Below are 23,078 nucleotides of genomic sequence, written 5' to 3' on the forward strand. Positions count from 1 at the left end.
CGCTTTCACGCCGCCTGAAGCAGCTTGTCCTCCTCCCCGTTCCCGACCATATTCGCGCAATGACAAAGACCCCGTTTCGCCTCACGCCCTATCAGGTGCAGTTCCTGCTGATCGTCGGTTTCCTCACCGTCGGTTACGCGCTTTACCTGCGCTATCTCGTGATCGAGTTCTCGACCGTCGCACTCGCCTGCGATGCGGGCCTGCAGACCATGAACTGCAAGATGCGGGTGCTGGCGACGTCCCTGTTCAAGAACTCGGTGTTCGGCATCGTCGCACTCGTTATCGCAACGCTGCACGTGATGCGGCCGTCGATCGTCCTGATGACCGGCGGGCTGATCGCGGCGGGGCTCGGGATCGTGCTCTACAATGTCGCGCTGTCGGGGATCGCGATCGGCCTGCTTATTTTGGGCTTTGCGCGACCCGCGCCCGCCACAGCGTAAGCGCCAGCAGCACATACATCGCGCAGGTCCAGACCGACTGCCAGTTGTCGGTGCCCTCGTTGAGGAAGGCGTAGCCGGCTCCGACCACCAGAAGGCCAGCGAACACCGCCTCGGCGATCGGCCTTACCCCCTCCTGCGGCCGGTTGAGCAGCATCAGCAGCGCAAACGGCACCACGGCCATGGTGAGCGAGGCGAACGGAAAGTCCTTGTAGCGCGGGTCGAAGGTGAAGCCGAGCGCGGTTTCCGCCCCGATCACGGTCGTCACAACAAGCGAAAGGCCGAGCAGCGCGGTGAGCAAGGTGCCATGCCGATATTGGCGCGGCCCGAGAAGTTCGAGGAAGGTCGGCAGCGACTTGCCCGCCATCAGCGCATGAGCCGACAGGATCGGCGCGAGAGTGGCAGCCGCAAGCAGCGCCCCCCATTGCAGCCAGCCGCCGATGCCGTAGCTCTCGTAGATCATCTTGTCGATGGACACCCCAAGCAGGATCCCGGCACTGGTTGCGGAGATGCCGACCGCGATCCAGGACATGATCCGCGGCGCCCATGGCCGCCGCCGGACCGTCAGCCAGGCCACCAGGAAGGTGATGAAGCCCAGCCCGAGGCCGGCGCCCATGTACCATTTCCACAGCGGATAATTGCTGATGGCGATGCCGGGCGGGTACTTCACCACCCGGTGGACGGAATCGAACAGGCCCCAATAGCCGCCGACGGTGCCCTCGAGCTGGCGCTTCCAAGGCTGGTCATAGGCCTCGATCAGGTTGACGCGGAAACCCTCGCGCTTGGCGAGATCGAGGATTTCCGAGACGATCCGCGCCTGGTTGGTGCGCGACGGCAGCGCGCCCTCGCGCATCCTGCCCATGCTCGGCCAGCCGGTCTCGCCGATCAGGATCTCCTTGCCCGGGAAGGCCACCGCCATCCGCTTTCGGATGGCATCGACATGGGCGGCGGCGAATTTCGCCCGCACCGGCATGTCTTCCCAATAAGGCAGGATGTGAATGGTGACGAAATCGACGGCGTCATAGACCTCGCGGTTGCGCAGCCAGAATTCCCAGACATCGGCATAGGTCACGGGCACCTGGACCTGCGCCTTCACCGCGCGGACATAGGCGGCGAGATCCGCGGTCGTCATCTCCCCGCGCAGCAGCACTTCGTTACCGACGACCAGCGCCGTGATCACATCAGGATATTGCTTGGCGAGCCCGACCACGACCGCGATCTGCGTCTGGTTCTTCAGCCGGTCGCTGCCGAGCCAGATGCCCTGGATGACCTTCAGCCCGACCTTCGCCGCGATGCCCGGCACCTGGTCGAGCCCGTTCTCGATCGAATATGTGCGCACGCATTCGGTGACCTTGGCGAGATCAGTCAGATCCTGCTCAATCTGCTCGGCCGGAATGTGCGTGGTGCGGATCAGCGGCGTCTGCGTGTCGCGGAACGGCGCATAGGAGACGCATTGCAGCTTTGCATTGGGGTCGATCGGCGCGCGCGACAGCGTGATCGGCGTGGCGAGCCACCACCACACCGCCGCAATCACACCCAGCGATATCAGGAGAAGCGCCAGTGGCGTACGAAGAGAAATCAGTTCCATCCTCCGGGGGACCGTCGATTAGCCGGTCACGCACCGTCTGCCAAGACCACGAGTCGGGCAATACCAAGGTTGTCCTGCGACAGTTTTGCGCTCTTGCGATAAAGTTGTGACTTTGCTGGACAAAATCCGAAATACCAGTCATGGGATTCCGCCAGCGTCTCCGCCGCACTGGAGACCTATTTGGACGGCATTACGCCATGGCCGTTTGGGATGATTTGTTGGGCGGGAAATCGATCGGGGAAGGTATGGGTCGACGGGTGCTTCAGTTCAAAATCGCGGTCTTGCGCCAGTTCGCCACTGCCGGCCTCGCGCTTCTGATCGGTACCGGTGCCGCTTTTTCCCAAAGCGGCAACCCGAATCCACAGGATCAGCAGAAACAGGGAAGCGCCGACGCCGCCAAGGACAATCAGCGCAAGACCGACGAATTCGTCGAGGCCACGCAGGCGATAAACGGCCCCGCCGGAAACCCGGAATGCGTCTGGCTCGGCCGGCGCGTGGTGCGGCTGATGTGGCTTGACGACCTCGACACCGCCTTCCGCCACCTTGACCTTTACGACCGCTTCGGCTGCCCCGGCGGTCACGTGCAGGCGACCTTCCGCTGCCTGACCCGGTTCGGCGCCACCATCGACGACAAGGTGCCGCGCAGCCTCGATGGCCGCATCCACGCCTGCTGGATCAACCCCGGCGCCCAGCCGCCGGCGGCCGCAGCCGCGGCGGCAGCGCCCAACCCGCAAGCATCGCCAGCCACGGCCGGCAACGCCGCGCCGCAGCCTGCCGCCTCACCTTCTCCATCGCCGTCGGCTTCGCCCGCGCCGGCCGCGAAATAACGGCCTTCGACTTTGGAACGATCGCGCTTCCTGCACTTTAAGCCGCGTGGCGCCCTCAAAACGCCATGCGGTCATATCAGTTGTGGAATCGCGTGGCAGGATTATCTTTGAATTTGCCGCCATGTCGGTCGAACCTAGGGGACGGGTTCGCTTTCTCCTCAATAGCAGGCCCCGTATGGTTTAGCCGCGATGCGCGCTGTCGCCGCCGTTCTATTGCTCGTCACCGCCGTGCACGCCGCACTCTGGGGCGTTCTCCAGGAGAAACAGCAGGCGCCTGACTTCCGCGGCATGTTGCCGAGCGTCTCCTATGCGCCGTTCGAGGGCACCGCGCATCCCGACGTCGACAATATTCCGCAGGCCGAGAAGATTCGCGCCGACCTGAAGAAGCTGTCGACGATGACGCGCGCGATCCGCCTGTACTCGTCGACAGGCGGCGTCGAACTGGTTCCGCCGATCGCCGCCGAATTCGGCTTGAAGGTCATGGTCGGCGCCTGGATCGACAAGAATTCAGAGCGCAACGAGCGCGAGATCGACGCCGCGATCAACCTCGCCCGGCGCAACAGCAACGTGATCGGCGTCGTCGTCGGCAACGAGGTGATCTACCGCGGCGAGCAGAAGATCGACGACCTGATCGAGCTGATCAAGCGCGTCAAGAAATCGGTCAATGTCCCCGTCACCACAGGTGAAATCTGGAACATCTGGCGCGACTATCCGCAGCTCGCCAATTCCGTGGATTTCATCGCCGCCCACGTCCTGCCCTACTGGGAAAACTTCACCGCCCAGCAGGCGGTCGACCAGGCGGTCGCCATGTTCCAGCTCCTGCGCGACCAGTTCCCGGGCAAGCGCATCGTGATCGCCGAATTCGGCTGGCCGAGCGCGGGCTACAATCTGCGGAATGCCGAGCCCGGTCCGTTCGAGCAGGCCTCCGTGCTGCGCAATTTCGTCACCCGCGCCGAAGCCATCGGCATGGACTACAACATCGTCGAGGCGATCGATCAGCCCTGGAAATTCTTCGAAGGCGGCGTCGGCCCATACTGGGGCATCCTGAATGCCTCCCGCGAGCCGAAATTCGCCTGGACCGGGCCGATCGTGAACGAGAATTACTGGAAGCTCGCGGTGATCGCCCTCCTCGTCGGCATCCTGATGTCGCTGCCGATCCTGCGCCTGGGGCGCCCGACGGTGATGCAGGCTTTGATGCTCTCGGCGGCCGCCAATGCCGTCGGCGCCTGGGTTGCGACCGTCTTCGCCTATTGGGCCGGGCACTATTTCGTCTTCGGCTCGGCGTTCGCACTGACACTCGGCCTGATCCTGCTGGTTCCGCTGATCCTGATCGCGATGGCGCGGATCGAGGAGATCGCCGATGTCGCCTTCGGCCGCGGCCCGCACCGGCTGATCAGGAAGAGCGCGCCGGTTGCGCCCGCCACCATCGGCGAGCAGGTCGCCTTTCCGAAAGTTTCGATCCACATCCCCGCTTATTACGAGCCGGTGGAGATGCTGAAGCAGACGCTCGATGCCGTGTCGCGGCTCGACTATCCCAATTTCGAATGCGTCTGCATCATCAACAACACGCCCGATCCGGCGTTCTGGCAGCCGATCCAGGATCATTGCCGCGCGCTCGGCGAGCGCTTCAAGTTCATCAATGCCGAGAAGGTCCAGGGCTTCAAGGCCGGCGCCTTGCGCATCGCCATGGACCGCACCGCGGCGGACGCCGAGATCATCGGCATCATCGATGCCGACTATGTCGTGCATCCCGACTGGCTGAAGGACCTCGTGCCCGTCTTCGCCGACCCGCGCGTCGGCCTGGTTCAAGCGCCGCAGGAGCACCGCGACGGCGACCGCTCGCTGATGCACTACATCATGAACGGCGAATATGCCGGCTTCTTCGACATCGGCATGGTCCAGCGCAACGAGCACAACGCCATCATCGTGCACGGCACGATGTGCCTGATCCGCCGCGCCGCGATGGACATGGCCGGCGGCTGGTCCAGCGACACCATCTGCGAGGATACCGATCTCGGGCTTGCCATCATCGAGCGCGGCTGGCTGACGCATTACACCAACCAGCGCTACGGCGAAGGCCTGTTGCCCGACACCTATGAAGCCTTCAAGAAGCAGCGGCACCGCTGGGCCTATGGCGGCTTCCAGATCGTAAAAAAGCATTGGCGGCGTTTCCTGCCCGGCGCGAGCCGGCTGTCGCCGGATCAGCGCCGCGAATTTTCGCTGGGCTGGCTGAACTGGCTGGGCGCCGAAAGCCTCGGCGTGCTGGTCGCGATCCTCAATTTGATCTGGGTGCCGATCGTCGCCTTTGCCGACATCGCCATCCCCGACAAGATCCTGACGCTGCCGATCATCGCCTCCTTCGTCGTTTCGCTCGTGCATTTCGTCGCGCTGTACCGGATGCGGGTAAAGGTGAAGGCCGGCCAGATGCTGGGCGCCATGATCGCGGCGATGAGCGTGCAATGGACGGTGTCGCGCGCCGTGGCGCAGGGATTGATCACCGAACACCTGGCCTTCGCCCGCACCTCCAAGGGTGGCCTGTCGCGGATGTCGATCGAATTCCAGGCGTTCTGGGAAGCGGTGATCGGCGTCCTCCTGCTGGTTGGCGCCGCCGTCCTCGTCGCCACGAACGGGTTCAAGCAGGTCCACGAGATCTACATCTTCGCTGGCGTGCTGGTGCTGCAGAGCCTGCCGTTCCTCGCCGCGGTTGCGATCGCGATCCTGGAGAATTCGCGCATCAACTCGTTCTCATTCTGGCGCAACAGCGCCATCCGCACCGCGGAACTGATCGGCCTGCGCCCGGTCGCGATGCCCACGATCGCCGCTCCCTCCCAACAGGGCGCCTCCGAAATCCGCCGGGACGCCAACTAGCCGCCGGAAACCGTGGACTAGTTTCACGGCCGGGCTTGAAGAAACGGCGCGAGCCGCCAGCTAATCCAGGGAAACCCGGGCCCGGACGACCATACGTGTGCCGCGCTTTGCGCTATTGACCCGCCGGGCCCCGCCCCCTACACAGCGCGGGCTGGAGCATGATCCGGAGAACGGGAGTCGGTTTCCGGCGGATCATGGCCAGACATAGCTGGAACGGGATGACAGCTTAAAGCGTCGTCACGCTTCGGTAAGTGAGCGCGTAGCTCAGGCGGTAGAGCACGTGACTTTTAATCATGGGGTCGAGGGTTCGAGTCCCTCCGCGCTCACCACAACTCAACCCGTACCTCGACGAAGATCTACCGATCACCGCGCCCAAGCGACTGCGTTGATGAGCGGTCTTCGCGGTCCAAGCTTCGCTTTGTGTCGCGCGCCGCCTCAGAGATCTTTGCCGACTGATTTGCTTGCTCGCGCTCAAGTTTTCATTTCGCACGAAACTCGCTAGCAGCGACGCCGGCCTGATCTCGTTTTCCTCCGCAGGGCGCCCAACTACACGAACCTGTCCCGCAGGAGGAAGTGAAATGAAATTCGTTGCAGCTGCCCTGACCACTCTGGCCATGCTCTCGATGACGTTCGTGCCGGCGGACGCCGCTTCCAAGCGTCACCACCGCGCCCACCAGGCAAAAAACCTGGGTAACCCGAACGGCACAGCCGGTGGCCCCACCTCGCTGAGCGGCACCGGATCGTCGCAGTACGGAGGATCAAGCCCGGGTACCGCGGGCAAGAACTGATCCGACGAGGCGTATTTCTCGGTGCCGATGGCGCGGCGACGGTGCGTGTGCGGATGTCTAGCCGCTTATCCCGGCACCCAGCATGAATGCGTCGCTGTAGCCGCTCCTCCCGCGGATTGTGGCCTGATCTTGTCCCTCCCGTGGCGGACTGCGTCAGCCGAAACAACCCTCGCGTCGCACGAAACCATTTTCCAGCGCCGACGAAAACGTCCTGAAACAAAGTGCGGTCTATCTACGTTTCCAAGCGAAAACAGGGATGGCTAACATGCAGTTCATATTGGACCTGTTCTGGGAACAATCGTGCAGCAGATATCTCGCCTCCTTGGCACAGCAGGAGGTGAAGCAATGATCGAAACCTCAGCAGCAATCCTCGCGCTGGTGAGCGTGGGAATCTTCATCGCGCACGCGCTAGACGCTTATCGGATGGGTTAGCGCACGCACGTCGCGTTTTGATGCGGGCCCCGCTTTCATCACTGTCCTGATTTGAGACCCCGTTATTGTACGGGCGTGGTCGGCTGGTTTTTTTGGACATGGTACCAGCGACATGTGCCGGGTTTGATTGCGCTTGGCGGGCACGGCCAGACACGCCTGGCTCCAGCGTTGTTCTAATGCTCCGGGAAACGTTCGCGGCCTCGCGCGTTTGAGCAAGGGGCGAACACCGGAGGAGCCTGGATGCGAACTTCAATTTTAGCGCTGCTCGTCGCTCTGGGAACCGCCGTCGCCATGCCCGCGATGGCACAGCAGCAACAGCAGTCGGCACCTAACAATCCTCAGATGCAGGATGAGGCGGATAAAGGCGTCAAGACGCGCAATTCAGGAGAGTCCGGCTATGTGGCGGATCAGAACAAGCCGGGCGCGTCAGCCAACGCTCCTGGTCGGCCGAACAGCAGCCAGACCACGGGCTCCGGCAGCGGAACTGAAGGCACGACGAGTCCTGGATCAAGCGGCAGGTCCCGTTAGTCTGCGGGAATTTGTCATTGCAGCGTTTCGCGCGCCAGGAGATCCGAATGACCACCGCCGCAAAGCTCCTCGCGCAAAAACAGCAGCTGCTCGAGCGGCTGCAGGAGGATCCCGGTCCGAATGAACGCGCCGAGATCGAGCGGTTGCTCGAGCAGATCGACACCGCGTTGAATCTGCTCGATGATGCAGGCTCGGGCGGCTCCGACGAAGAGCCCGACTAACGCCCGCCAGATAGCTGCCTACAAAATCGTCTTGCCGGAACCGGATCTCGGCGCTTTCCTTGAACGCGTGGGTCCTTGGGGCGACACCTAGGTTTCACCTGGCCTCGTGCCATCCACCCGCAAGAGCCCCTGCCTTCCTCCCGGTCGGTGGGGGTTTTGTTTTTCATCCAGCGGATCGGCCCGAAGAAAAAGTATAAGATGGGGCCGCGAGGAATTGCTCCAGCTTATTTCGAGGAAGTGCAATGGATGTTGATTTTGTCGGTTACCAGCATGCGATGCTTGTTCTGATGCGCCACATATTGGCCGAGCAAGCGCTGCAGAGCGGTGAGGAGCCGATGCAGTGGCTCCGTAATTTCAAGAGCCGGGTCGTCCAGGACATCAAGGGGACTTCAGGTCCTTCGGAGCAGGACGAACTGGCGGTGATCCCGGTGTCTCTTGCCGTTATCGACGACGTTTTTGCCGATGTGATGTAGTTGAGAACGAGCGCCGTCGGAACAGCAGGTCTGTCACCCCGCGCCGCCGGCCGCATTCATGCGGGAGATGTTGAGGATTTCCGCCTCGCCGCTGCCAACGCGGACAACGTCTCCCACGGTCCTGCCAAACAGCGCCCGCGCCAATGGCGAGGCGTGCGAGACGGTGCCGTAAGCAGGATCCGCCTCGTCCTCGCCGACGATCCGGAAGGTCTGTTGTCGACCGTCATCGCGGAGGATCGTAACCGCGTGTCCGAAACGAACCTGGCTGTCGTCCTCAGCCTCCGCGACCACATGGGCGGAGGCGCGCCTGGCGCTCCAATAGCGCAGGTCGCGTGAGGCGCTCGCGATCGCCGTGCGATCGCCTTCCCCCTGCGCGGCCGCCAGCGCTTCTTGCGCAGCCGCGACTGCGGCCTCGATCTGGGCAAGGCCTTCCCTGGTGACATCGTTCGGCGCGTCCGAGATCGGCCGATCGGGCAGATCGTCAAGATTACCCTCGCCTTCCCTGACAAAAGCTCGGCTCATTTTGCTCCCGTACGCGTCTGGCTGGGGCGCGGATCGCCCACGACCTTCCCCTTGCGGCCCTGGTCCTGCAGGCCTTCAAGGTCGTTCTCTTCTGGCATCTTCTTCTCCAAGGCTGCAGATATCCAACGAGCGCGAACCAGTGTCGTTCCTCGATCGCCTTCTCGACAGCGGAAGCGGATGATAGCGAGTTCATTCGGGATAATTCGGCATCATTCTTGGGAAGAGACGGAACCCCTCGCAGCCTCCCAGGTTATCGCCCCGTCGATTGGGACGACGTGATCACCTTCCCCAAGGGCCCCGGCGATTGTCCCCGTGCAAGCCGGGGCCCGACTTTTTGAGAAGCAACGATAGAACGCACTGAATCGCTTTGGACCGAGCGATGCCAGCCCGTCGCGATATCACGACGATCGCTGATCGATCGCGAGTTGAAAAAGCGGCGTCAGGAAAATGCCGGGTGAAGCGAGATCGGCGCGCCCGGGGTGCCGACATCCGTGCACCACCCAAAAGCAAAAAGAACGAGGCCCGGTCACCTGGAAGACCGGGCCTCGTCGCATCATCCCCCGCCCCATCAGCGCGATGACGTCTGGTGGAACGGTCGTGTCATACGCAAAGTCCGCGGCGCGATCCATCCGGGCGAATACGGGACGCGTCGAGCATGGGCAATCGATGCAGCATGACCAGACCTTCGAACACGCTTTGCCCGACCTCATCATCGGCGCCAGCGCTTGCGTTGCAGCAACGGCCGCGTCCACAACCTCTCGTTTAGTTGATTGAATTGCCGCCGGCGCGCCTCGCACAGATTATAAAGCACTGATGGAGGCTGCCGTGCTTGCCGAGAAATTCATCCTGCTGCTGGAGACTCTGAGGAGCAACACCGAGAGCGACGGAGGTCAGCGCGTGGTCAGCACGTCGCCACACATCCCGGTCCGGCTACCGAGCCGCAAGTAACTTCCTGCACCCGCTCAGGGCCGATACGGGACATCGACGCGGCTTGAATATCTGACGTAAACCACGTCACAGCCGTCCGCGTGTCGGCGCGCTGAACAGGGCACCGTAGAATCGCGGTGCCGCCACGGAAGACAACTTCGACCTGCCAACGCTCATCGCCGCCATCTTTGTCGCAGGCTACGCGGCGATCATGCTGGAATATGTCGCTCACGACGATCTCGGCTTTTCCACCGCGCAAATCCGGCACATCGCGATGATCGCTGCGGTGCCCGTCGGCATGTGGGTCGCGATGGATATGCTGCGCTCCAATCCGGACAGAATCGAATGAAGATGTCAATCCGGGTGATCGGCCGTTCGAAATGCAACCCTGGCGCTATTTTGTCCTAGGCGTTTTGCGACGAATCAGACCTACTATGCGCTTGATCGAATCTCGCGAGATTTTGGCGGCATGACCCAGCCGGAGATCTTGGATCAAGACATCCGTGCGCTGCAGGAATGGCTCCGTGCCGCCTGGCAGCAACTCGCCGATCCCTCGCTCACCGCTTTCGGCCGGCGCGAGCTGCGCAACCAGATGAAGCAGTACAACGCTGATTTGCGCGCCCATCTCAAGCGCGCCGCCGAGCTGCAGCCGCAGCATAGCGCAGAGCCCAAGCGCAACTTCGCACGACCGGAGATGCGCATTCTTGCCTGGCGCTAGACGCGTCAAAAAGAATCCAGGTTCTGACTCGAGTCGAAACTCCAGGCCGTCAGGCTCGGATCATCCGCCCGCGCCGCTCCGTCGCCAGCCATGAGCAGAAGGCGGCCGGCACGGCGCCGATCAGGCCGAACAATACGATCGGGGGATCCTGCAGAACGCCCATCCACAACGCGCCGAACATCGACACGTAACTCAGCGCATAGGCAAACAGCGCGGTGTAGCCGATCCGATAGGCCGCATTCGCTTTCGCGAGGAGATGATCGATCCACGCAGCAAGCAGCGCCGGAAGCAGGCCGACGAGGTAGGACATCGGCAACAGCAGGATCTGCCGCGCTTCGATCGTGAGCGGATGGCCGGTCGCCCAGTTGGCGAACTGCAGCATTCCCCAGAACGCGGTGATGAAGCCAAGTGGCGGTCCTAGGATCGCAAAGATCAGGAAGCGTTTCATGGCGGCCTGATGCCTTCTCGCACGATGCCCAGGTTTGTACTGCCGCTCCTTGGCTTTACGATGTGACATGCCTCACACCGAACCTGTGTTAACACATTCGCACGGAGCGCCTGTTCCGGACGGCGTCGGCAAGCCGCAACCAGACGGGTTGCGCTTCCTATATGTTCGGTGCTGTCGCGGCTGAGCGTCAAAGAAGGTTTAATCGTGCTTTATCTGGAACTTGCGATCGTTTTTGTTCTGATTGTCGTCAACGGCCTGCTTTCGATGTCGGAACTGGCGATCGTTTCCTCCCGGCCGGCAAGGCTGGCGGGACTGGTCGAAAAGGGGGTGAGCGGCTCGCGGCGGGCGCTGGCGCTATCGTCAGACCCCGGTAAATTCCTTTCCACCGTGCAGATCGGAATTACCCTGATCGGGGTGCTGTCGGGCGCGTTTTCCGGGGCAACGCTCGGGCAGCGGGTCTCACAGTGGCTGCTGGGGCTTGGAGTCTCGCCAACGCTCGCGGATGCCATCGGCGTCGGTCTCGTCGTCACCGTCATCACCTATGCCTCGCTGATCGTCGGCGAACTCGTCCCCAAACAGATCGCGCTGCGCGATCCGGAGGCGATCGCGGTCAGGGTCGCGCCGGCGATGGTATGGATGGCAAGAATCTCGCTGCCGCTGGTCTGGCTGCTCGATCGCTCCGGCAAGGCGCTGCTGTGGCTGCTTGGCCATAGGGGCGAAGCCGAGGAGAAGGTCAGCGAGGAGGAAATCAGGACACTGGTGGTCGAAGCCGAGAACGCCGGCGTGCTCGAGCCCGGCGAAAAAGAGATGATCGCGGGCGTGATGCGGCTCGGCGATCTTCCGGTCGGTGCGGTGATGACGCCGCGCCACGAGGTCAGTTCGATCGACCTCGCCGATCCCCCCTCCGAGATCCATGCAACGCTGCTCGAGACCAACCACTCGCGCGCCGTCGTGTTCGACAACGATCGCGACATTGCGCTTGGCATCGTGCAGGCCAAGGATCTGCTCGATGCGTATCTGTCGGGCGGAACGCCAGACATCCGCTCACTGGTCCGCCAGGCGCCGGTGATCCCCGAGACCGTCGATGCACGCGACGTGATCGCGATTCTGCGCGATTCCGCCGTTCATATCGGACTGGTGCATGATGAATACGGCACCTTCCAGGGCGTGGTGACGAGCGCCGACATCCTGGAAGCGATCGTCGGCGCCTTCCACACCGAGGAGGGGCCGGCCGAGCCCGCTTACGTCAAGCGCGATGACGGCTCCTACCTGATCTCGGGCTGGATGCCGGCGCTCGAATTTGCCGACCTCTTGGACATCACCCTGCCCTCGCCGAGGCCCTACCAGACCTTTGCGGGTTTCCTGCTGCAGGAATTCGGCGCGATCCCCAATGTCGGAGAGAAGGTCACTGCCCATGGCTGGCAGTTCGAGATCGTCGACCTCGACGGCCGGCGGATCGACAAGGCTTTGGCCAGCCGCGTGGAAGAGACCTGACTTGTTCCTCCTGAAACCAGGAAGCCCGCCGGTTCCCGACCTGCCGTGACGGCTGTTGCGCACCCGTCCCATGCGCCAGACCGGCTCACTGCAGCGCCGTTCTGTTGATAACCAGGAACTCGTCCATCCCCGGCGGCAGGACAGCCGGTTGCCTTGTGCTATCGGCATAACGGCAAGATCAGGTACGGAACACAGATATGCGGATCACCCTCGTCGGTTCCCGCCATTTCGGCGTGGCGACCTTGAATATGCTGCGCCAGCGCGAAGTCGATGTCGCCAGGGTCGTGGTGCACGATGGCGAAGACCGGCTGGCGGCGGCCGCCCGGGCCACAGGCATCGATGTGGTGGTCCAGGCCAACCCAAAGCTCGTCGTGGCCTCCGAGATCGCCCCCAACACCGATCTGATCGTGACGGCCCATAGCCACGCCCGCGTCAGCAAGGAGGCCCTTGCCGCCGCGAAACTCGGCGGGATCGGCTACCACCCTTCGCTACTGCCCCGACATCGTGGCATGGCTGCGGTGGAATGGACCATCAAGGAGGCTGATCCGATCGCCGGTGGCAGCATCTATCATCTCGCCGACCGCATGGATGCCGGCGCCATTGCTGCGCAGGACTGGGTGTTCGTCAAGAAAGGCGAAACCGCGCGCGAACTCTGGGAGCGGGCGCTGGCGCCGCTCGGCCTTCGGCTGCTCGCCGAGGTGATCGATTACGCCAGAGCCCATGGCAGCCTTCCCGCCAAGCCGCAGGATGAGCAATTCGCGACCAAGGCACCGAGTCTCTCGGACGCCAGGCACTGACTGCCTCAAACATGCCGGAAGAATCGAACGCCCCGCCTCTTCCTGTGCGCCGATTCACCATCGGAATTCACCACGCGAATTCACCATGATGTGCTTGATGTCAAAGGAACTTTTTGCCTTCCACAGGACGGCCCATTTTGAACACATTGTGACCGGATAAGCCGGAATGATCACACACATTTCAAGGAAATCTGATCCATGCGTCCTGACCGCATTCGCGCGCTCTTGTTTGCGTCTTTTCTCGGTTCTGCTGCCGTGATTTCTGCCCCCGTTTCGGCCCAGCAGCCCTATGATGGCCTCTGGCAGGTCACCGTGGTCACCAAGACCGGAACCTGCGAGCCCTCGACCTCTTCCACGGTGACGGTCACGGACGGTCAAATCTCAGCGCCGGGCGCCGGCATCTCGGGCAGGGTCGGCCGCGAGGGCCTTGTGCGGGTCTCGATCAATGGTGCATATGCCAACGGTCAACTCAGTGGCAACTCCGGATCGGGGAAGTGGAATGGGGCATCAGCAGGCGTGCCGTGCAGCGGTCGATGGGAAGCCTCCCGTCAGTAAGATCCAGCGGACTTCGAAACTGCTCCCCACCGCACGCCGGCTGACCCTCGCCGCCGCATTTGCGGTGACGACGTTTGCGGTCTCCCCCAGCCATGCCCAGTCAGGCCCGTTTGCTGGGATGGCCGGCACCTGGTCTGGTGGCGGCAGCGTGACCTTGGACGACGGCTCCAGGGAACGCATTCGCTGCCGTGCGACCTACCGCGTCGGCGGCGTTAACATGGCGATGTCACTGACCTGCGCCAGCGATGCCTACAAGTTCAACCTGCAAGCCGATGTGGTCGCCCAGGGCAGCGCGATCTCCGGCAACTGGACCGAGGGCAGCCGCGGGATTAGCGGCAATCTGCAGGGCCGCGGCGGCGGCGGTAATTTCCAGGTTGCCGCCAGTGCCGCCGGGTTCAACGCCAACCTCAGCATGCGGACGAGCGGCAACAAGCAATCCGTCAGCATCAGGGCCGACAACGGCTTCCGCGAGGCCAACATCTCGCTGTCGAAGTAGCGCGCGAGTAGCCGCCCGCGGAGGCAGGCGACTAACACGCGAAGGGTTCAGCTCGTCTTCGGCTTCGCCAGCCGCTCGGCGGTGTCCTTGATGGTCTTGGCGATCAGCAGGGCCTGTTCCTTGTTGAACGCAAAATCAAGCACGCCTTTGTGCGTCGTCAACGACAGCACCATGATATCAGGCTGATGTTCGGGCCAGCCGGTGGCGAAGCCGGTCACGAAATCCGCCGACGTTTTGCGGTTTGTCATTCGCGCCCTCCTATGCCGCAGGAATGAAGGCGGTGACTTCGATCTCGACCTTGGCGCGCTGATCGACCAGGCCGTCGATATAGAGCAGCGTGGAGGGCGGAAAATTGCGCCCCAGCGTCTCCTTCCAGGCCGCGCCGATCCCGGCGCCCGCGGCCTCGTATTCAGCGCGGCTGGTCAGGTACCAGGTCAGACGCACGATGTGCTCAGGCCCGGCGCCGGCTTCGCTCAAGAGCTTGATGATCCGCTTCAGCGCAGTGGCGACCTGCGCGGCGAGGTCCGGCGCGTAGTCGCCCTTTTCGTCGCCGCCGGTCTGGCCCGCCAGCACGATCCATTTGCCGGGTCCCTCGAAGCTGACGCCGTGCGAGAAGCCGCGGGGTTTCGACCATTCGGCCGGTTGCAAGACATGCATGAATTTATCCTCCCAAACGCGGGGCGATGCTTAGCACCGAACAGGCGCTCACGGCAAAGCTCAAGGACCTGCATCGCTGCCTTCTCGGAATTGCGAGTTGCAAATCGCGTAGACCTCGCCGATACCGACGTCCCCGCTCGCCCTCTCCTTTTCCGCTTTTCCGCTTCACCGATGGACCGCACCCCTTCCAAGACCAAGGCCGCGTTATGGATGGCGGGCTGGCTTACGCTGATGCTGGTCATCGCGATTTCCGGCCGCGAAGCCATGCGCGACATGAACGTGTTCCAGCTCATGGAAGCGCGCTCGATCCTCGGCTTCTTCATGCTGTACCCGCTGATCCACGCAAATGGCGGATTGTCGATCCTGAAGACCGCGCGCGTGCACATGCACATTGCGCGCAATTTGATCCATTACGGCGCGCAGCTCGGCTGGTTTTTCGCGTTGACGCTGATCCCGATCGGCCAGGTCGTGGCGATCGAATTCACCATGCCGATCTGGACGGCGATCCTCGCCGCAGCCTTCCTCGGCGAACGCATGACAATGTGGAAGACCGTGGCGATCGTGCTCGGCCTGATCGGCGTGATCATCATCGTCCGTCCCGCCACGGGCGAGGTCAATCCAGGCCAATTGATCGCACTCGCTGCAGCCGTGGGTTTCGGCATCTCGGTTGCGATGGTGAAGTCGCTGACCCGCACCGAGCAGACTCTGGCGATCATCTTCTGGATGCTGGTCGTGCAGTCGGCCGCCGGCCTCGTGCCGTCGCTCTATGTCTGGACATGGCCGCCGGCGCATGTGTGGATCTGGGTGGTCCTGATCGCCTTCTGCGGCACTTTCTCGCACTACTGCATGGCGCGCGCGATGCTGTACGCGGATGCGACCGTGGTGATTCCGATGGATTTCCTCCGCGTGCCGCTGACCGCGACCGCGGGCTGGCTGATCTATTCGGAACGCCTCGACCTGTTCACCGTGCTTGGCGCGGTGCTGATCCTGACCGGTAATCTCTTGAATTTGAAACCGAACGCGCCGGCTCACGCCCGTGCAGGGACCTGACATTCGACACGGCTGTGAGATAGATCACGCAGTCGCGGCGCGTTTCGTGGCATGCCTTAATGGCAACGGATTCTCCCCTCGACCGCAGCGGTATTTTTTTGCTGCGCGAACGGTGGTGTTTTCGTGTAGTCTGACACAACGCGTTACAGACAAAGTGTTTTCGATTCTGCTGGGGGATTTCAGATGCGCACCCTTACCCTGCTCGCGTCCCTGATCTGCATGGCGCTGACCGCAACCGCCGCCCATGCCGACAGACGCGTCGCCTTCGTCGTCGGCAACGGCGCCTACAAGAACGTGACCCCGCTGCCGAACCCGACCATCGACGCCAAATCGATGGCCGGCGCATTGCGCAATGTCGGCTTCGAAGTGGTCGAAGGCACCAACCTCACCCGCGACAAGATGACCGAGAAGCTGCTCGACTTCGGCAAGAAGGCGCAAGGAGCCGACATCGCGGTGTTCTACTATGCCGGCCACGGCATCGCGATCAGCGGCACCAACTATCTCCTGCCTGTCGATGCCGACATCAAGTCGGAGATGGACGTCAAACTGGGTTCTGCCATCAACATCGACCTCACGCTCGACCAGACCATGAGCGACGCCAAGGTCAAGCTGGTGTTCCTCGATGCCTGCCGCGACAATCCGTTCGCCGCCAAGATCAAGTCGAACTCGCCGACCCGCAGCGTCAATGTGCAGACCGGCCTTGCCGAAATGAAATCCGGCGAGGGCACCCTGATCGCGTTCGCAACCGGCCCGGGCCAGACCGCGCTCGACGGTCAGGAAGGGGCCAACAGCCCGTTCACGCGCGCGCTGATCGCCAACATCACCCAGCCCGGCGTCGAGATCCAGCAGGCGATGACCAAGGTCCGCGCCCAGGTCAACGAGGAGACCAACAAGGGCCAGTTGCCCTGGGGCCACACCAACCTCATCGGCTCGGTCTATCTCAACGGCGCGCCGGCGAACAACCCGGCCGCCGGCGCTCCGGCGGCATCGACCGCGGTTGCGGCCGCGCCGAGCTCGGATGTCGAGCTCGAATTCTGGCGTTCGATCAAGGACTCCAACAAGACCGAAGAGCTCAACGCCTATCTCTCAAGCTATCCGAACGGCCAGTTCCGTTCGCTCGCCCTCGCCCGCATCGCCGCGCTCGAGAGCGGCGCAGCTCCGAGCACGCAAACGCGCAACCTGACGGCCGGCATCGATCCTGCGACCTTTACCGAGGAGGCGAGCCAGGTCACCGAGGACCAGATCGGCCTCGACAAGGGCCAGCGCCGCGACGTGCAGCGCCGTCTGAACGGGCTCGGCTTCGACGTCAAGGCGACCGGCAAGTTCGACGAGCCTACCCGCGCCGTGATCACGCGCTGGCAGGCCGCGCGTGGCTATCCGAAGAGCGGCTACCTCAACAGATTCCAGCACAAGGCGCTGCTGACCGAGGTCGTGGCGACCACGTCGACGAGTTCGAGCGATGAAGAACGCCCGCGCCGCCGCGCCAACAGCGGTGGCGGCGGCAGCGCTCCCCCTCCTCCCCGCCACCATGGCGGTGGCATCGATCCCGGAGCCGCCTTCGTCGGCGGCGTCGTGGGTGGCATGCTGGGCGGCGCGTTCCGTCGCTAGAGGATTGACTTCACCTCTCCCGCTTGCGGGAGAGGTCGGCGCGTAGCGCCGGGTGAGGGCTCTTTCCACTCGGGGAGTCCCAATGCGGAGACACCCCACCCCGGCCCTCCCCGGCAAGCGCCCGGCAAGCGGGAGAGGGAGCGCAGCTTCACCGGGGCTGCATTTCAACCTAATCTGCGATTGCTCTGGTGGCGGCTCCTCGCTGGAGCTACTTTCCCGCCGCTTTGCGTAGCGCCTCGTTGATGCGGTCCTGCCATCCCGGGCCGCTCTCCTGGAACCATTCCAGCACGTCTTGGTCGATGCGCAGCGTGACCTGTTCGCGCACGCCGGGAACGGCGTTCGGCTTCGGCGGCGCTTCCGCCACCTTGGCGGTAGCGCGCTTGAACGCCGCCTCCGCCTCGCTGCGGGCGTCATTTAGCGTGCGCGGTCGTCTGGGCTGATCGGCCATTGCTAGATCCCTTCAAACAGTGCCGTCGACAGATAGCGCTCGGCGAACGACGGCACCACAACCAGGATGGTCTTGCCCGCCGCTTCCGGCCGCTTGCCGATCTGAAGCGCCGCGGTGATCGCCGCCCCTGAGGAAATGCCGCCGGGAATACCCTCGTTGCGCGCCAGCGCGCGCGACATCTCGATCGCGGTGGTGCTGTTGACCTTGACGATCTCGTCGATCACGGAACGATCGAGGATATCCGGAATGAACCCGGCGCCGATGCCCTGGATCTTGTGCGGCGAATGCTGACCGCCCGACAGCACGGGGCTTTCCTCGGGCTCGACGGCGACGATGCGTAGCGACGGCTTGCGCGGCTTCAGGACCTGCCCGACGCCGGTAATGGTGCCGCCGGTGCCGACGCCCGCGACGAAGTAATCAATGTTCCCGCCGGTATCGTTCCAGATCTCCTCCGCGGTGGTGCGGCGATGAATTTCCGGATTGGCGAGGTTCTTGAACTGCTGCGGCATCACCGCGTTGGGCGTCGTGCGCACCAGCTCCTCCGCGGTCGCGATCGAGCCTTTCATACCCTGCGATGCCGGCGTCAGCACGAGTTCGGCGCCGAGGAACGCCAGCATCTTGCGGCGCTCGATCGACATCGATTCCGGCATCACAAGTTTCAACCGATAGCCGCGCGAGGCCGCGACGAACGCCAGCGCGATGCCGGTATTGCCCGAAGTCGGCTCGATCAGCACCGTATCGGCATTGATGATGCCGGCCTTCTCCATCGCGACGATCATCGCAGCGCCGATGCGATCCTTCACGCTCGCTGCCGGATTGAAATATTCCAGCTTGGCGAGGATCGTCGCGTGCGCGCCGTGGGCCTGCGGCAATCTGCGCAGCCGGACGATCGGCGTGTCACCGATCGCATCCACGATGGAGTCATAGACCAGCCCTCGTCCCGGCCGTTGCACTGCACGCGTAGTTGAAGACGCATCCATCGCGGGACTCCCTGACAAAATGTGCCGCGGACATCGCGGCCTTCGTTAGTTAGGAACTGCGTACACCGCAGCGCAAGAAGGGGAAACGAGCGATTAACAAATCGCTGCATCGCAACAGCGAAATGTTTCTAAATTGCGATAAACCAACGTATTTGTGTTGCGACAACGTCAAAGAAACCGGTGTATAAGTTATCCGTACGTTAAGCCCCCAGGTCAGATCGGAAGGAGGTCACGATGACAGCCATCGCTGAAATCCCCTCGACCATCGCGGTTCGTCCGGATCCGCGCGGGTGCGATCTACCGACCTGTCCGGTGTGTGCAGACTCAATGATAGCGGCGGAAGCGTCCGCCTATCTGTACGACAGCATCATCAGCTATCTCTGGACCTGCGACACCTGCGGTTACGGTTTCGTGACCAAGCACGCGGTCAAGCGCTTCGTCTGCAACTAGACCCTATCTGGCGGCGATGTCACCGCGCGCCCAATCGGCGCGCGTTCGCTGTTGGAAATCTTCAAATCTCCCGCCTGCGATCGCGGCGCGAATGTCCTGCATGAGCTGCTGGTAATAGGCGATGTTGATTTCCGACAGCAGCATTGCGCCGAGCGTCTCGCCCGATTTCACGAGATGATGCAGATAGGCGCGCGAATAGCTGCGCGCGGAAGGCCATGCACTCTCCTCGTCCAGCGGACGCGGATCGTCGGCGTGTCGCGCGTTGCGCAGGTTCACCGGCCCGAACCGCGTGAACGCCACGCCGTGGCGTCCGTTCCGCGTCGGCATCACGCAGTCGAACATGTCGATGCCGCGCGCGACTGCTTCCAGGATGTCCTCCGGCGTGCCGACGCCCATCAGATAGCGCGGACGGTCCGCCGACAGCACCGGCGCAGTCTCCTCGATCATCGCAAGCATCACCGCCTGCGGCTCGCCGACCGCGAGCCCGCCGATGGCGTAACCGTGAAAGCCGATCTCGACCAGCGCCTCGGCGCTGCGCCGTCGCAGCTCCGGCACATCGCCGCCCTGCACGATGCCGAACAGCATGTAGCCGCCAGGTGCGGTCTCGAAGGCGCGCTTGCTGCGCTCAGCCCAGCGCAGCGACAGCCGCATCGCGCGCTCGATATCGTCGCGCTCGGCCGGCAGCCGCACGCATTCATCCATCTGCATCGCGATGTCCGAGCCGAGCAGCCGCTGCACCTCGATCGAGCGCTCCGGCGACAGTTCGACCTTGGCGCCGTCGATGTGCGAGCGGAAGGTCACTGCGTTCTCGCTGACCTTGCGCAGATCCGATAGCGACATCACCTGGAAGCCGCCGGAGTCCGTTAGCATCGGCCCGTTCCAGCCGGTGAACGTCTGCAGGCCGCCGAGCGCTGCGATGCGCTCGGCACCGGGCCGCAGCATCAGATGGTAGGTGTTGCCGAGCACGATGTCGGCGCCCGCATCGCGCACTTCGCGCCAGTGCATGCCCTTCATCGCACCGGCGGTGCCGACCGGCATGAAGGCCGGCGTGCGCACCACGCCATGCGGCGTGGTTAGCCGGCCAGTACGGGCGTTGCCGTCGGTCGCGAGCAGTTCGAAATGATTGGGAAGGCTCATGCGGCCGCTTATGGCGTGACAACGGCCCCGATTCAACCGCGCCGAGGCCGATTCCGACCTCAAGGCCGTTGACGGCGCCCAAACTCTCCCGCATAAGTTCCGCCGCCATGATGACCGCGACCAAACGCACCACCACGACCAAAGAGCTCTCCGGGGCCTTGGGAGGCGTGCGCGCATAGTCGAACCGACCGCATCATCTCAAACCGAAGCCCCGCCTGATGAAGGTCCGGGGCTTTTTTATTGTCGCATCCTGATGGAGATTCCCGTGAAGAACGATCCTGTTGTTGCCATCGCCGGCGTGACCGGCGCCGTCGGCGCCGAGTTCATCGCGACCATGGACCGGCGCGGCTTCCCCGTGCGCAAGCTGAAGCCGCTCGCAAGCAGCCGCTCGGCAGGCAAGACCATCGACTTCCGCGGGCAGAAGCTCGTCATCGAGGAGCTCAATGAGCGCTCGTTCGAGGGCGTCGACATCGCCCTGTTCTCGGCCGGCAGCGGCGTCTCGAAGAAGTTCGCGCCGATCGCGGTGAAGGCCGGCGCCGTCGTCGTCGACAATTCCTCCGCCTTCCGCATGGACCCGAACGTGCCGCTGGTGATCCCGGAGATCAACGCTGGCCGTATCCGCGAGCACAAGGGCATCATCGCCGTCCCGAACTGCGCCGCGATCACCGCGCTGGTGCCGCTGTGGCCGATCCACCGGAAGAACCGCATCAAGCGCGTGATCATCTCGACCTACCAGGCCGCGAGCGGCGCCGGCGCCGCGGCCATGGAAGAGCTGGTGGAATCGACCCGCGCCAATCTGAATGGGCAGGTCTATACGCCCAAGGTGATGCCGCATCCTTATGCCTTCAACCTGTTCAACCATAACACCGCCGTCGATCCAGAGACCGGCTACAACGACGAGGAGACCAAGGTCATCAAGGAGACCCGCAAGATCTTCGAGGATGACAGAATCGCGGTCGGCGTCACCTGCGTCCGCGTGCCGGTGCTGCGCGCGCATTGCGAGGCCATCACCTTTGAATGCGAGAAGCCGATCAGCGAAGACCAGGTGCGCACGCTTCTTGCGGCCGCGCCGGGCGTGCGGATCGTGGACGATCGCGCCGGGAATTACTTCCCGATGCCGATCGATGCCTCCGGCCAGGACGACGTGCTGGTCGGCCGCATCCGCAAGGATCTGAGCGACCCGAGCGGCCATTCGATCTCGATCTTCGTGGCCGCAGACCAGCTCCTGAAGGGCGCGGCGCTGAACGCGGTCCAGATCGCGGAGCTGTTGCCCGAGCGCGCGATGGCATGAGGCCGCCAGATTGGCGATGACGACTCTGCGTCGGCGCGATATAGAGCGGAGAACACCGTAGCGCGGAGAGGACGAAACCACTGACGAGGTTAATGGCACGGGCGGCACGGCAGAGCGTTGCGAAATCTCGCGGCGGCCGCCCGACAAAAAGCGCCGCCATCCAGCGCGACCTGCGGCTGATCGAGGTTGCCACCCGGCTTTTTCTGGAGCGGGGCTTCGAGGCGACGTCGATCGACGCCGTCGCGGAGACGGCGCGGGTCAGCAAGCCTACCGTCTACGCCCGCTATCGCGACAAGCGCGGCCTGTTCGAGGCCGTGCTGCGGCGCGAGATTGCGCGCTGGCTCTCCCCGCTCGCGACGGCAGCGGAAATGCAGTGCAGCGACGTTTCCAGCGTTTCCGTCGAGCAGGCTCTCCTCAATCTCGCGCGGCAGATGCTCGATTTGATCAGCGGACCCGAGCCTGGCGCCCTGAGCCGCATTGTCGCGGCGCAGGCAACCAATTTTCCCGAGCTCGCAAGGCTCGCGGAGGAAGAAGGTTACCTGAAAGCCGTTTCGACGATGACCCGTCTGTTCGATCGCCTGGTCGCCGAGGGAGCGGTCCAAATCGAGGACACGACGATTGCCGCCGAGGTCTATCTCAACATCACCGTCGGCCACACCTTCCGGCAGGCCACCAACGGCATTCCAATCGACCGGAAGGCAGAGGAAAAACGCCTGCGGGCTTCCCTGCGGCTTTTGATGACCGGCATCGGCGGACCGGGCGGTCGGCCGCGCCGGCCCGACGCACGGACCCGCCCGCCCCGCTGACATCTCGATAAGCCATGCCGGACCCTGCCGACAGCCTTCCGATTTGGGAGGCATTCCAGCGCTGGAAAGCGGTTGACGATAACTAAACGATACCGTATGGTTTCATTAAGTGGGCCGGCGATGTTCGCCGCACCGGATGTTGCCCAGTGCTCACGCCGTCGCAGACTTCGACCGGCGCAACCCGAGTCTCTCCTGGCCCCCAAGCCCGGCTTGCGTTGTTCGGACGGCCGACCCGGACACGGGTCGGCCGTGTCCTTTCGGCGCAACGAAGTTGACGAGAAGAACGCTGCTGCAGGTGACACGACGCGCGGTAGTCGTCTCGACCAGGAAGGATCCCCTCATTGGCCCCTGCCACGTTGCAAAGACGCATCCAATTCGCGGCCGCGGGTCTTGCGATCACGGCGCTGTCATGCACAGCGCCGGCCAATGCAGGAGATCAGGGAACACCGGAAGAGCGCGAAGCCTGCACACCCGACGTCTTCCGGTTTTGCTCCGGTTCCATACCGGACACCGACCAGATTGTGTCGTGCCT

28 protein-coding genes and 1 tRNA gene are annotated in these 23,078 nt (G+C 63.4%); 20 read left to right on the forward strand and 9 right to left on the reverse strand.

Features of this window, described 5'->3' with window-relative positions; translation table 11 throughout:
- Positions 1-59: 59 nt before the first annotated feature.
- Positions 60-440, forward strand: a complete 381-nt coding sequence (locus ACVJGD_RS07435) for a hypothetical protein (protein ID WP_456633740.1) — start codon at positions 60-62, stop codon at positions 438-440.
- Here the strand turns inward: ACVJGD_RS07435 and ACVJGD_RS07440 are convergent.
- On the reverse strand, positions 400-2,025 hold the full coding sequence (locus tag ACVJGD_RS07440) for a glycoside hydrolase family 17 protein (protein WP_456633741.1): 1,626 nt from the start codon (positions 2,023-2,025) through the stop codon (positions 400-402). The genes ACVJGD_RS07435 and ACVJGD_RS07440 overlap by 41 nt on opposite strands.
- A gap of 245 nt (positions 2,026-2,270) precedes the next feature.
- Between ACVJGD_RS07440 and ACVJGD_RS07445 the strand changes: the two genes are divergently transcribed.
- The 7 genes from ACVJGD_RS07445 to ACVJGD_RS07475 all read left to right on the forward strand — a co-directional run bounded on the left by ACVJGD_RS07445 (position 2,271) and on the right by ACVJGD_RS07475 (position 8,162).
- The gene (locus ACVJGD_RS07445) at positions 2,271-2,852 is read left to right on the forward strand and encodes a beta-1-3, beta-1-6-glucan biosynthesis protein (RefSeq protein ID WP_456640204.1); all 582 of its coding nucleotides are present in this window, start codon (positions 2,271-2,273) and stop codon (positions 2,850-2,852) included.
- 189 nt (positions 2,853-3,041) lie between these two features.
- Positions 3,042-5,720 carry a glycosyltransferase gene (locus ACVJGD_RS07450; protein WP_456633742.1) on the forward strand — a complete coding sequence of 893 codons (2,679 nt, stop codon included), beginning with the start codon at positions 3,042-3,044 and terminating at the stop codon, positions 5,718-5,720.
- A 253-nt stretch (positions 5,721-5,973) separates the two neighbouring features.
- Positions 5,974-6,049: transfer RNA gene (locus ACVJGD_RS07455), tRNA-Lys, on the forward strand.
- A 249-nt stretch (positions 6,050-6,298) separates the two neighbouring features.
- Positions 6,299-6,508 carry a hypothetical protein gene (locus ACVJGD_RS07460; RefSeq protein ID WP_456633743.1) on the forward strand — a complete coding sequence of 70 codons (210 nt, stop codon included), beginning with the start codon at positions 6,299-6,301 and terminating at the stop codon, positions 6,506-6,508.
- 672 nt (positions 6,509-7,180) lie between these two features.
- Positions 7,181-7,468 (forward strand): hypothetical protein, encoded by a 288-nt coding sequence (locus ACVJGD_RS07465; RefSeq protein ID WP_456633744.1) that lies wholly within the window; start codon positions 7,181-7,183, stop codon positions 7,466-7,468.
- Positions 7,469-7,515: 47 nt separating this feature from the next.
- The gene (locus tag ACVJGD_RS07470; RefSeq protein WP_456633745.1) at positions 7,516-7,689 is read left to right on the forward strand and encodes a hypothetical protein; all 174 of its coding nucleotides are present in this window, start codon (positions 7,516-7,518) and stop codon (positions 7,687-7,689) included.
- Positions 7,690-7,931: 242 nt separating this feature from the next.
- Positions 7,932-8,162: a hypothetical protein gene (locus ACVJGD_RS07475; RefSeq protein WP_454628273.1), complete on the forward strand. Its 231-nt coding sequence runs from the start codon at positions 7,932-7,934 to the stop codon at positions 8,160-8,162.
- Positions 8,163-8,195: 33 nt separating this feature from the next.
- Here ACVJGD_RS07475 and greA read toward each other — a convergent pair whose 3' ends face one another.
- Together greA and ACVJGD_RS07485 are read right to left on the reverse strand one after the other, a co-directional pair.
- On the reverse strand, positions 8,196-8,684 hold the full coding sequence (greA, locus tag ACVJGD_RS07480) for a transcription elongation factor GreA (protein ID WP_456633746.1): 489 nt from the start codon (positions 8,682-8,684) through the stop codon (positions 8,196-8,198).
- A 398-nt stretch (positions 8,685-9,082) separates the two neighbouring features.
- Positions 9,083-9,436 (reverse strand): hypothetical protein, encoded by a 354-nt coding sequence (locus ACVJGD_RS07485; protein ID WP_456633747.1) that lies wholly within the window; start codon positions 9,434-9,436, stop codon positions 9,083-9,085.
- 73 nt (positions 9,437-9,509) lie between these two features.
- On the opposite strand from ACVJGD_RS07485, the gene ACVJGD_RS07490 reads away from it, so the two are divergent.
- The 3 genes from ACVJGD_RS07490 (at position 9,510) to ACVJGD_RS07500 (ending at position 10,329) form a co-directional block, all read left to right on the forward strand.
- Complete coding sequence (locus ACVJGD_RS07490) at positions 9,510-9,632, forward strand: hypothetical protein (protein ID WP_456633748.1); 123 nt, start codon at positions 9,510-9,512, stop codon at positions 9,630-9,632.
- 190 nt (positions 9,633-9,822) lie between these two features.
- Positions 9,823-9,960 carry a hypothetical protein gene (locus tag ACVJGD_RS07495; RefSeq protein WP_456633749.1) on the forward strand — a complete coding sequence of 46 codons (138 nt, stop codon included), beginning with the start codon at positions 9,823-9,825 and terminating at the stop codon, positions 9,958-9,960.
- A 120-nt stretch (positions 9,961-10,080) separates the two neighbouring features.
- On the forward strand, positions 10,081-10,329 hold the full coding sequence (locus ACVJGD_RS07500) for a hypothetical protein (protein ID WP_456633750.1): 249 nt from the start codon (positions 10,081-10,083) through the stop codon (positions 10,327-10,329).
- Positions 10,330-10,378: 49 nt separating this feature from the next.
- Here ACVJGD_RS07500 and ACVJGD_RS07505 read toward each other — a convergent pair whose 3' ends face one another.
- Positions 10,379-10,846 carry a DUF5413 family protein gene (locus tag ACVJGD_RS07505; RefSeq protein WP_456633751.1) on the reverse strand — a complete coding sequence of 156 codons (468 nt, stop codon included), beginning with the start codon at positions 10,844-10,846 and terminating at the stop codon, positions 10,379-10,381.
- A gap of 135 nt (positions 10,847-10,981) precedes the next feature.
- Between ACVJGD_RS07505 and ACVJGD_RS07510 the strand changes: the two genes are divergently transcribed.
- From ACVJGD_RS07510 to ACVJGD_RS07525, 4 genes are all read left to right on the forward strand, one after another.
- Positions 10,982-12,271 (forward strand): hemolysin family protein, encoded by a 1,290-nt coding sequence (locus ACVJGD_RS07510; RefSeq protein WP_456633752.1) that lies wholly within the window; start codon positions 10,982-10,984, stop codon positions 12,269-12,271.
- 197 nt (positions 12,272-12,468) lie between these two features.
- Positions 12,469-13,068, forward strand: coding sequence for a formyltransferase family protein (locus ACVJGD_RS07515; protein WP_456633753.1), 600 nt, complete (start codon positions 12,469-12,471; stop codon positions 13,066-13,068).
- A 198-nt stretch (positions 13,069-13,266) separates the two neighbouring features.
- Positions 13,267-13,623: a hypothetical protein gene (locus ACVJGD_RS07520; protein ID WP_456633754.1), complete on the forward strand. Its 357-nt coding sequence runs from the start codon at positions 13,267-13,269 to the stop codon at positions 13,621-13,623.
- On the forward strand, positions 13,568-14,119 hold the full coding sequence (locus ACVJGD_RS07525) for a hypothetical protein (protein ID WP_456633755.1): 552 nt from the start codon (positions 13,568-13,570) through the stop codon (positions 14,117-14,119). The genes ACVJGD_RS07520 and ACVJGD_RS07525 overlap by 56 nt, the downstream gene beginning before the upstream one ends.
- Positions 14,120-14,166: 47 nt before the next feature.
- Here ACVJGD_RS07525 and ACVJGD_RS07530 read toward each other — a convergent pair whose 3' ends face one another.
- Together ACVJGD_RS07530 and ACVJGD_RS07535 are read right to left on the reverse strand one after the other, a co-directional pair.
- Positions 14,167-14,367 (reverse strand): hypothetical protein, encoded by a 201-nt coding sequence (locus ACVJGD_RS07530; RefSeq protein ID WP_456633756.1) that lies wholly within the window; start codon positions 14,365-14,367, stop codon positions 14,167-14,169.
- A 10-nt stretch (positions 14,368-14,377) separates the two neighbouring features.
- Complete coding sequence (locus tag ACVJGD_RS07535) at positions 14,378-14,776, reverse strand: RidA family protein (RefSeq protein WP_456633757.1); 399 nt, start codon at positions 14,774-14,776, stop codon at positions 14,378-14,380.
- A 171-nt stretch (positions 14,777-14,947) separates the two neighbouring features.
- Between ACVJGD_RS07535 and ACVJGD_RS07540 the strand changes: the two genes are divergently transcribed.
- Both ACVJGD_RS07540 and ACVJGD_RS07545 read left to right on the forward strand, forming a co-directional pair.
- Complete coding sequence (locus tag ACVJGD_RS07540; RefSeq protein WP_456633758.1) at positions 14,948-15,826, forward strand: DMT family transporter; 879 nt, start codon at positions 14,948-14,950, stop codon at positions 15,824-15,826.
- Positions 15,827-16,009: 183 nt separating this feature from the next.
- Positions 16,010-17,434 (forward strand): caspase family protein, encoded by a 1,425-nt coding sequence (locus tag ACVJGD_RS07545; RefSeq protein ID WP_456633759.1) that lies wholly within the window; start codon positions 16,010-16,012, stop codon positions 17,432-17,434.
- 208 nt (positions 17,435-17,642) lie between these two features.
- On the opposite strand, the gene ACVJGD_RS07550 is transcribed toward ACVJGD_RS07545, so the two are convergent.
- Both ACVJGD_RS07550 and cysK read right to left on the reverse strand, forming a co-directional pair.
- Entirely contained in the window at positions 17,643-17,882 is a 240-nt protein-coding gene (locus ACVJGD_RS07550) for a BrnA antitoxin family protein (RefSeq protein ID WP_456633760.1), read from the reverse strand.
- Positions 17,883-17,884: 2 nt separating this feature from the next.
- Positions 17,885-18,862: a cysteine synthase A gene (cysK, locus tag ACVJGD_RS07555; RefSeq protein ID WP_456633761.1), complete on the reverse strand. Its 978-nt coding sequence runs from the start codon at positions 18,860-18,862 to the stop codon at positions 17,885-17,887.
- Between the two features lie 234 nt (positions 18,863-19,096).
- Here cysK and ACVJGD_RS07560 point away from each other — a divergent pair, with 234 nt between their 5' ends.
- Entirely contained in the window at positions 19,097-19,312 is a 216-nt protein-coding gene (locus tag ACVJGD_RS07560; RefSeq protein ID WP_456633762.1) for a hypothetical protein, read from the forward strand.
- Positions 19,313-19,315: 3 nt separating this feature from the next.
- Here the strand turns inward: ACVJGD_RS07560 and tgt are convergent, their stop codons facing one another.
- On the reverse strand, positions 19,316-20,449 hold the full coding sequence (tgt, locus tag ACVJGD_RS07565; protein WP_456633763.1) for a tRNA guanosine(34) transglycosylase Tgt: 1,134 nt from the start codon (positions 20,447-20,449) through the stop codon (positions 19,316-19,318).
- Between the two features lie 253 nt (positions 20,450-20,702).
- On the opposite strand from tgt, the gene ACVJGD_RS07570 reads away from it, so the two are divergent.
- Together ACVJGD_RS07570 and ACVJGD_RS07575 are read left to right on the forward strand one after the other, a co-directional pair.
- Positions 20,703-21,740, forward strand: coding sequence for an aspartate-semialdehyde dehydrogenase (locus ACVJGD_RS07570; protein ID WP_456633764.1), 1,038 nt, complete (start codon positions 20,703-20,705; stop codon positions 21,738-21,740).
- A 92-nt stretch (positions 21,741-21,832) separates the two neighbouring features.
- The gene (locus tag ACVJGD_RS07575; protein WP_456633765.1) at positions 21,833-22,546 is read left to right on the forward strand and encodes a TetR/AcrR family transcriptional regulator; all 714 of its coding nucleotides are present in this window, start codon (positions 21,833-21,835) and stop codon (positions 22,544-22,546) included.
- The last annotated feature ends 532 nt before the right edge of the window (positions 22,547-23,078 follow it).

Source organism: Bradyrhizobium sp. USDA 10063 (assembly GCF_054063735.1).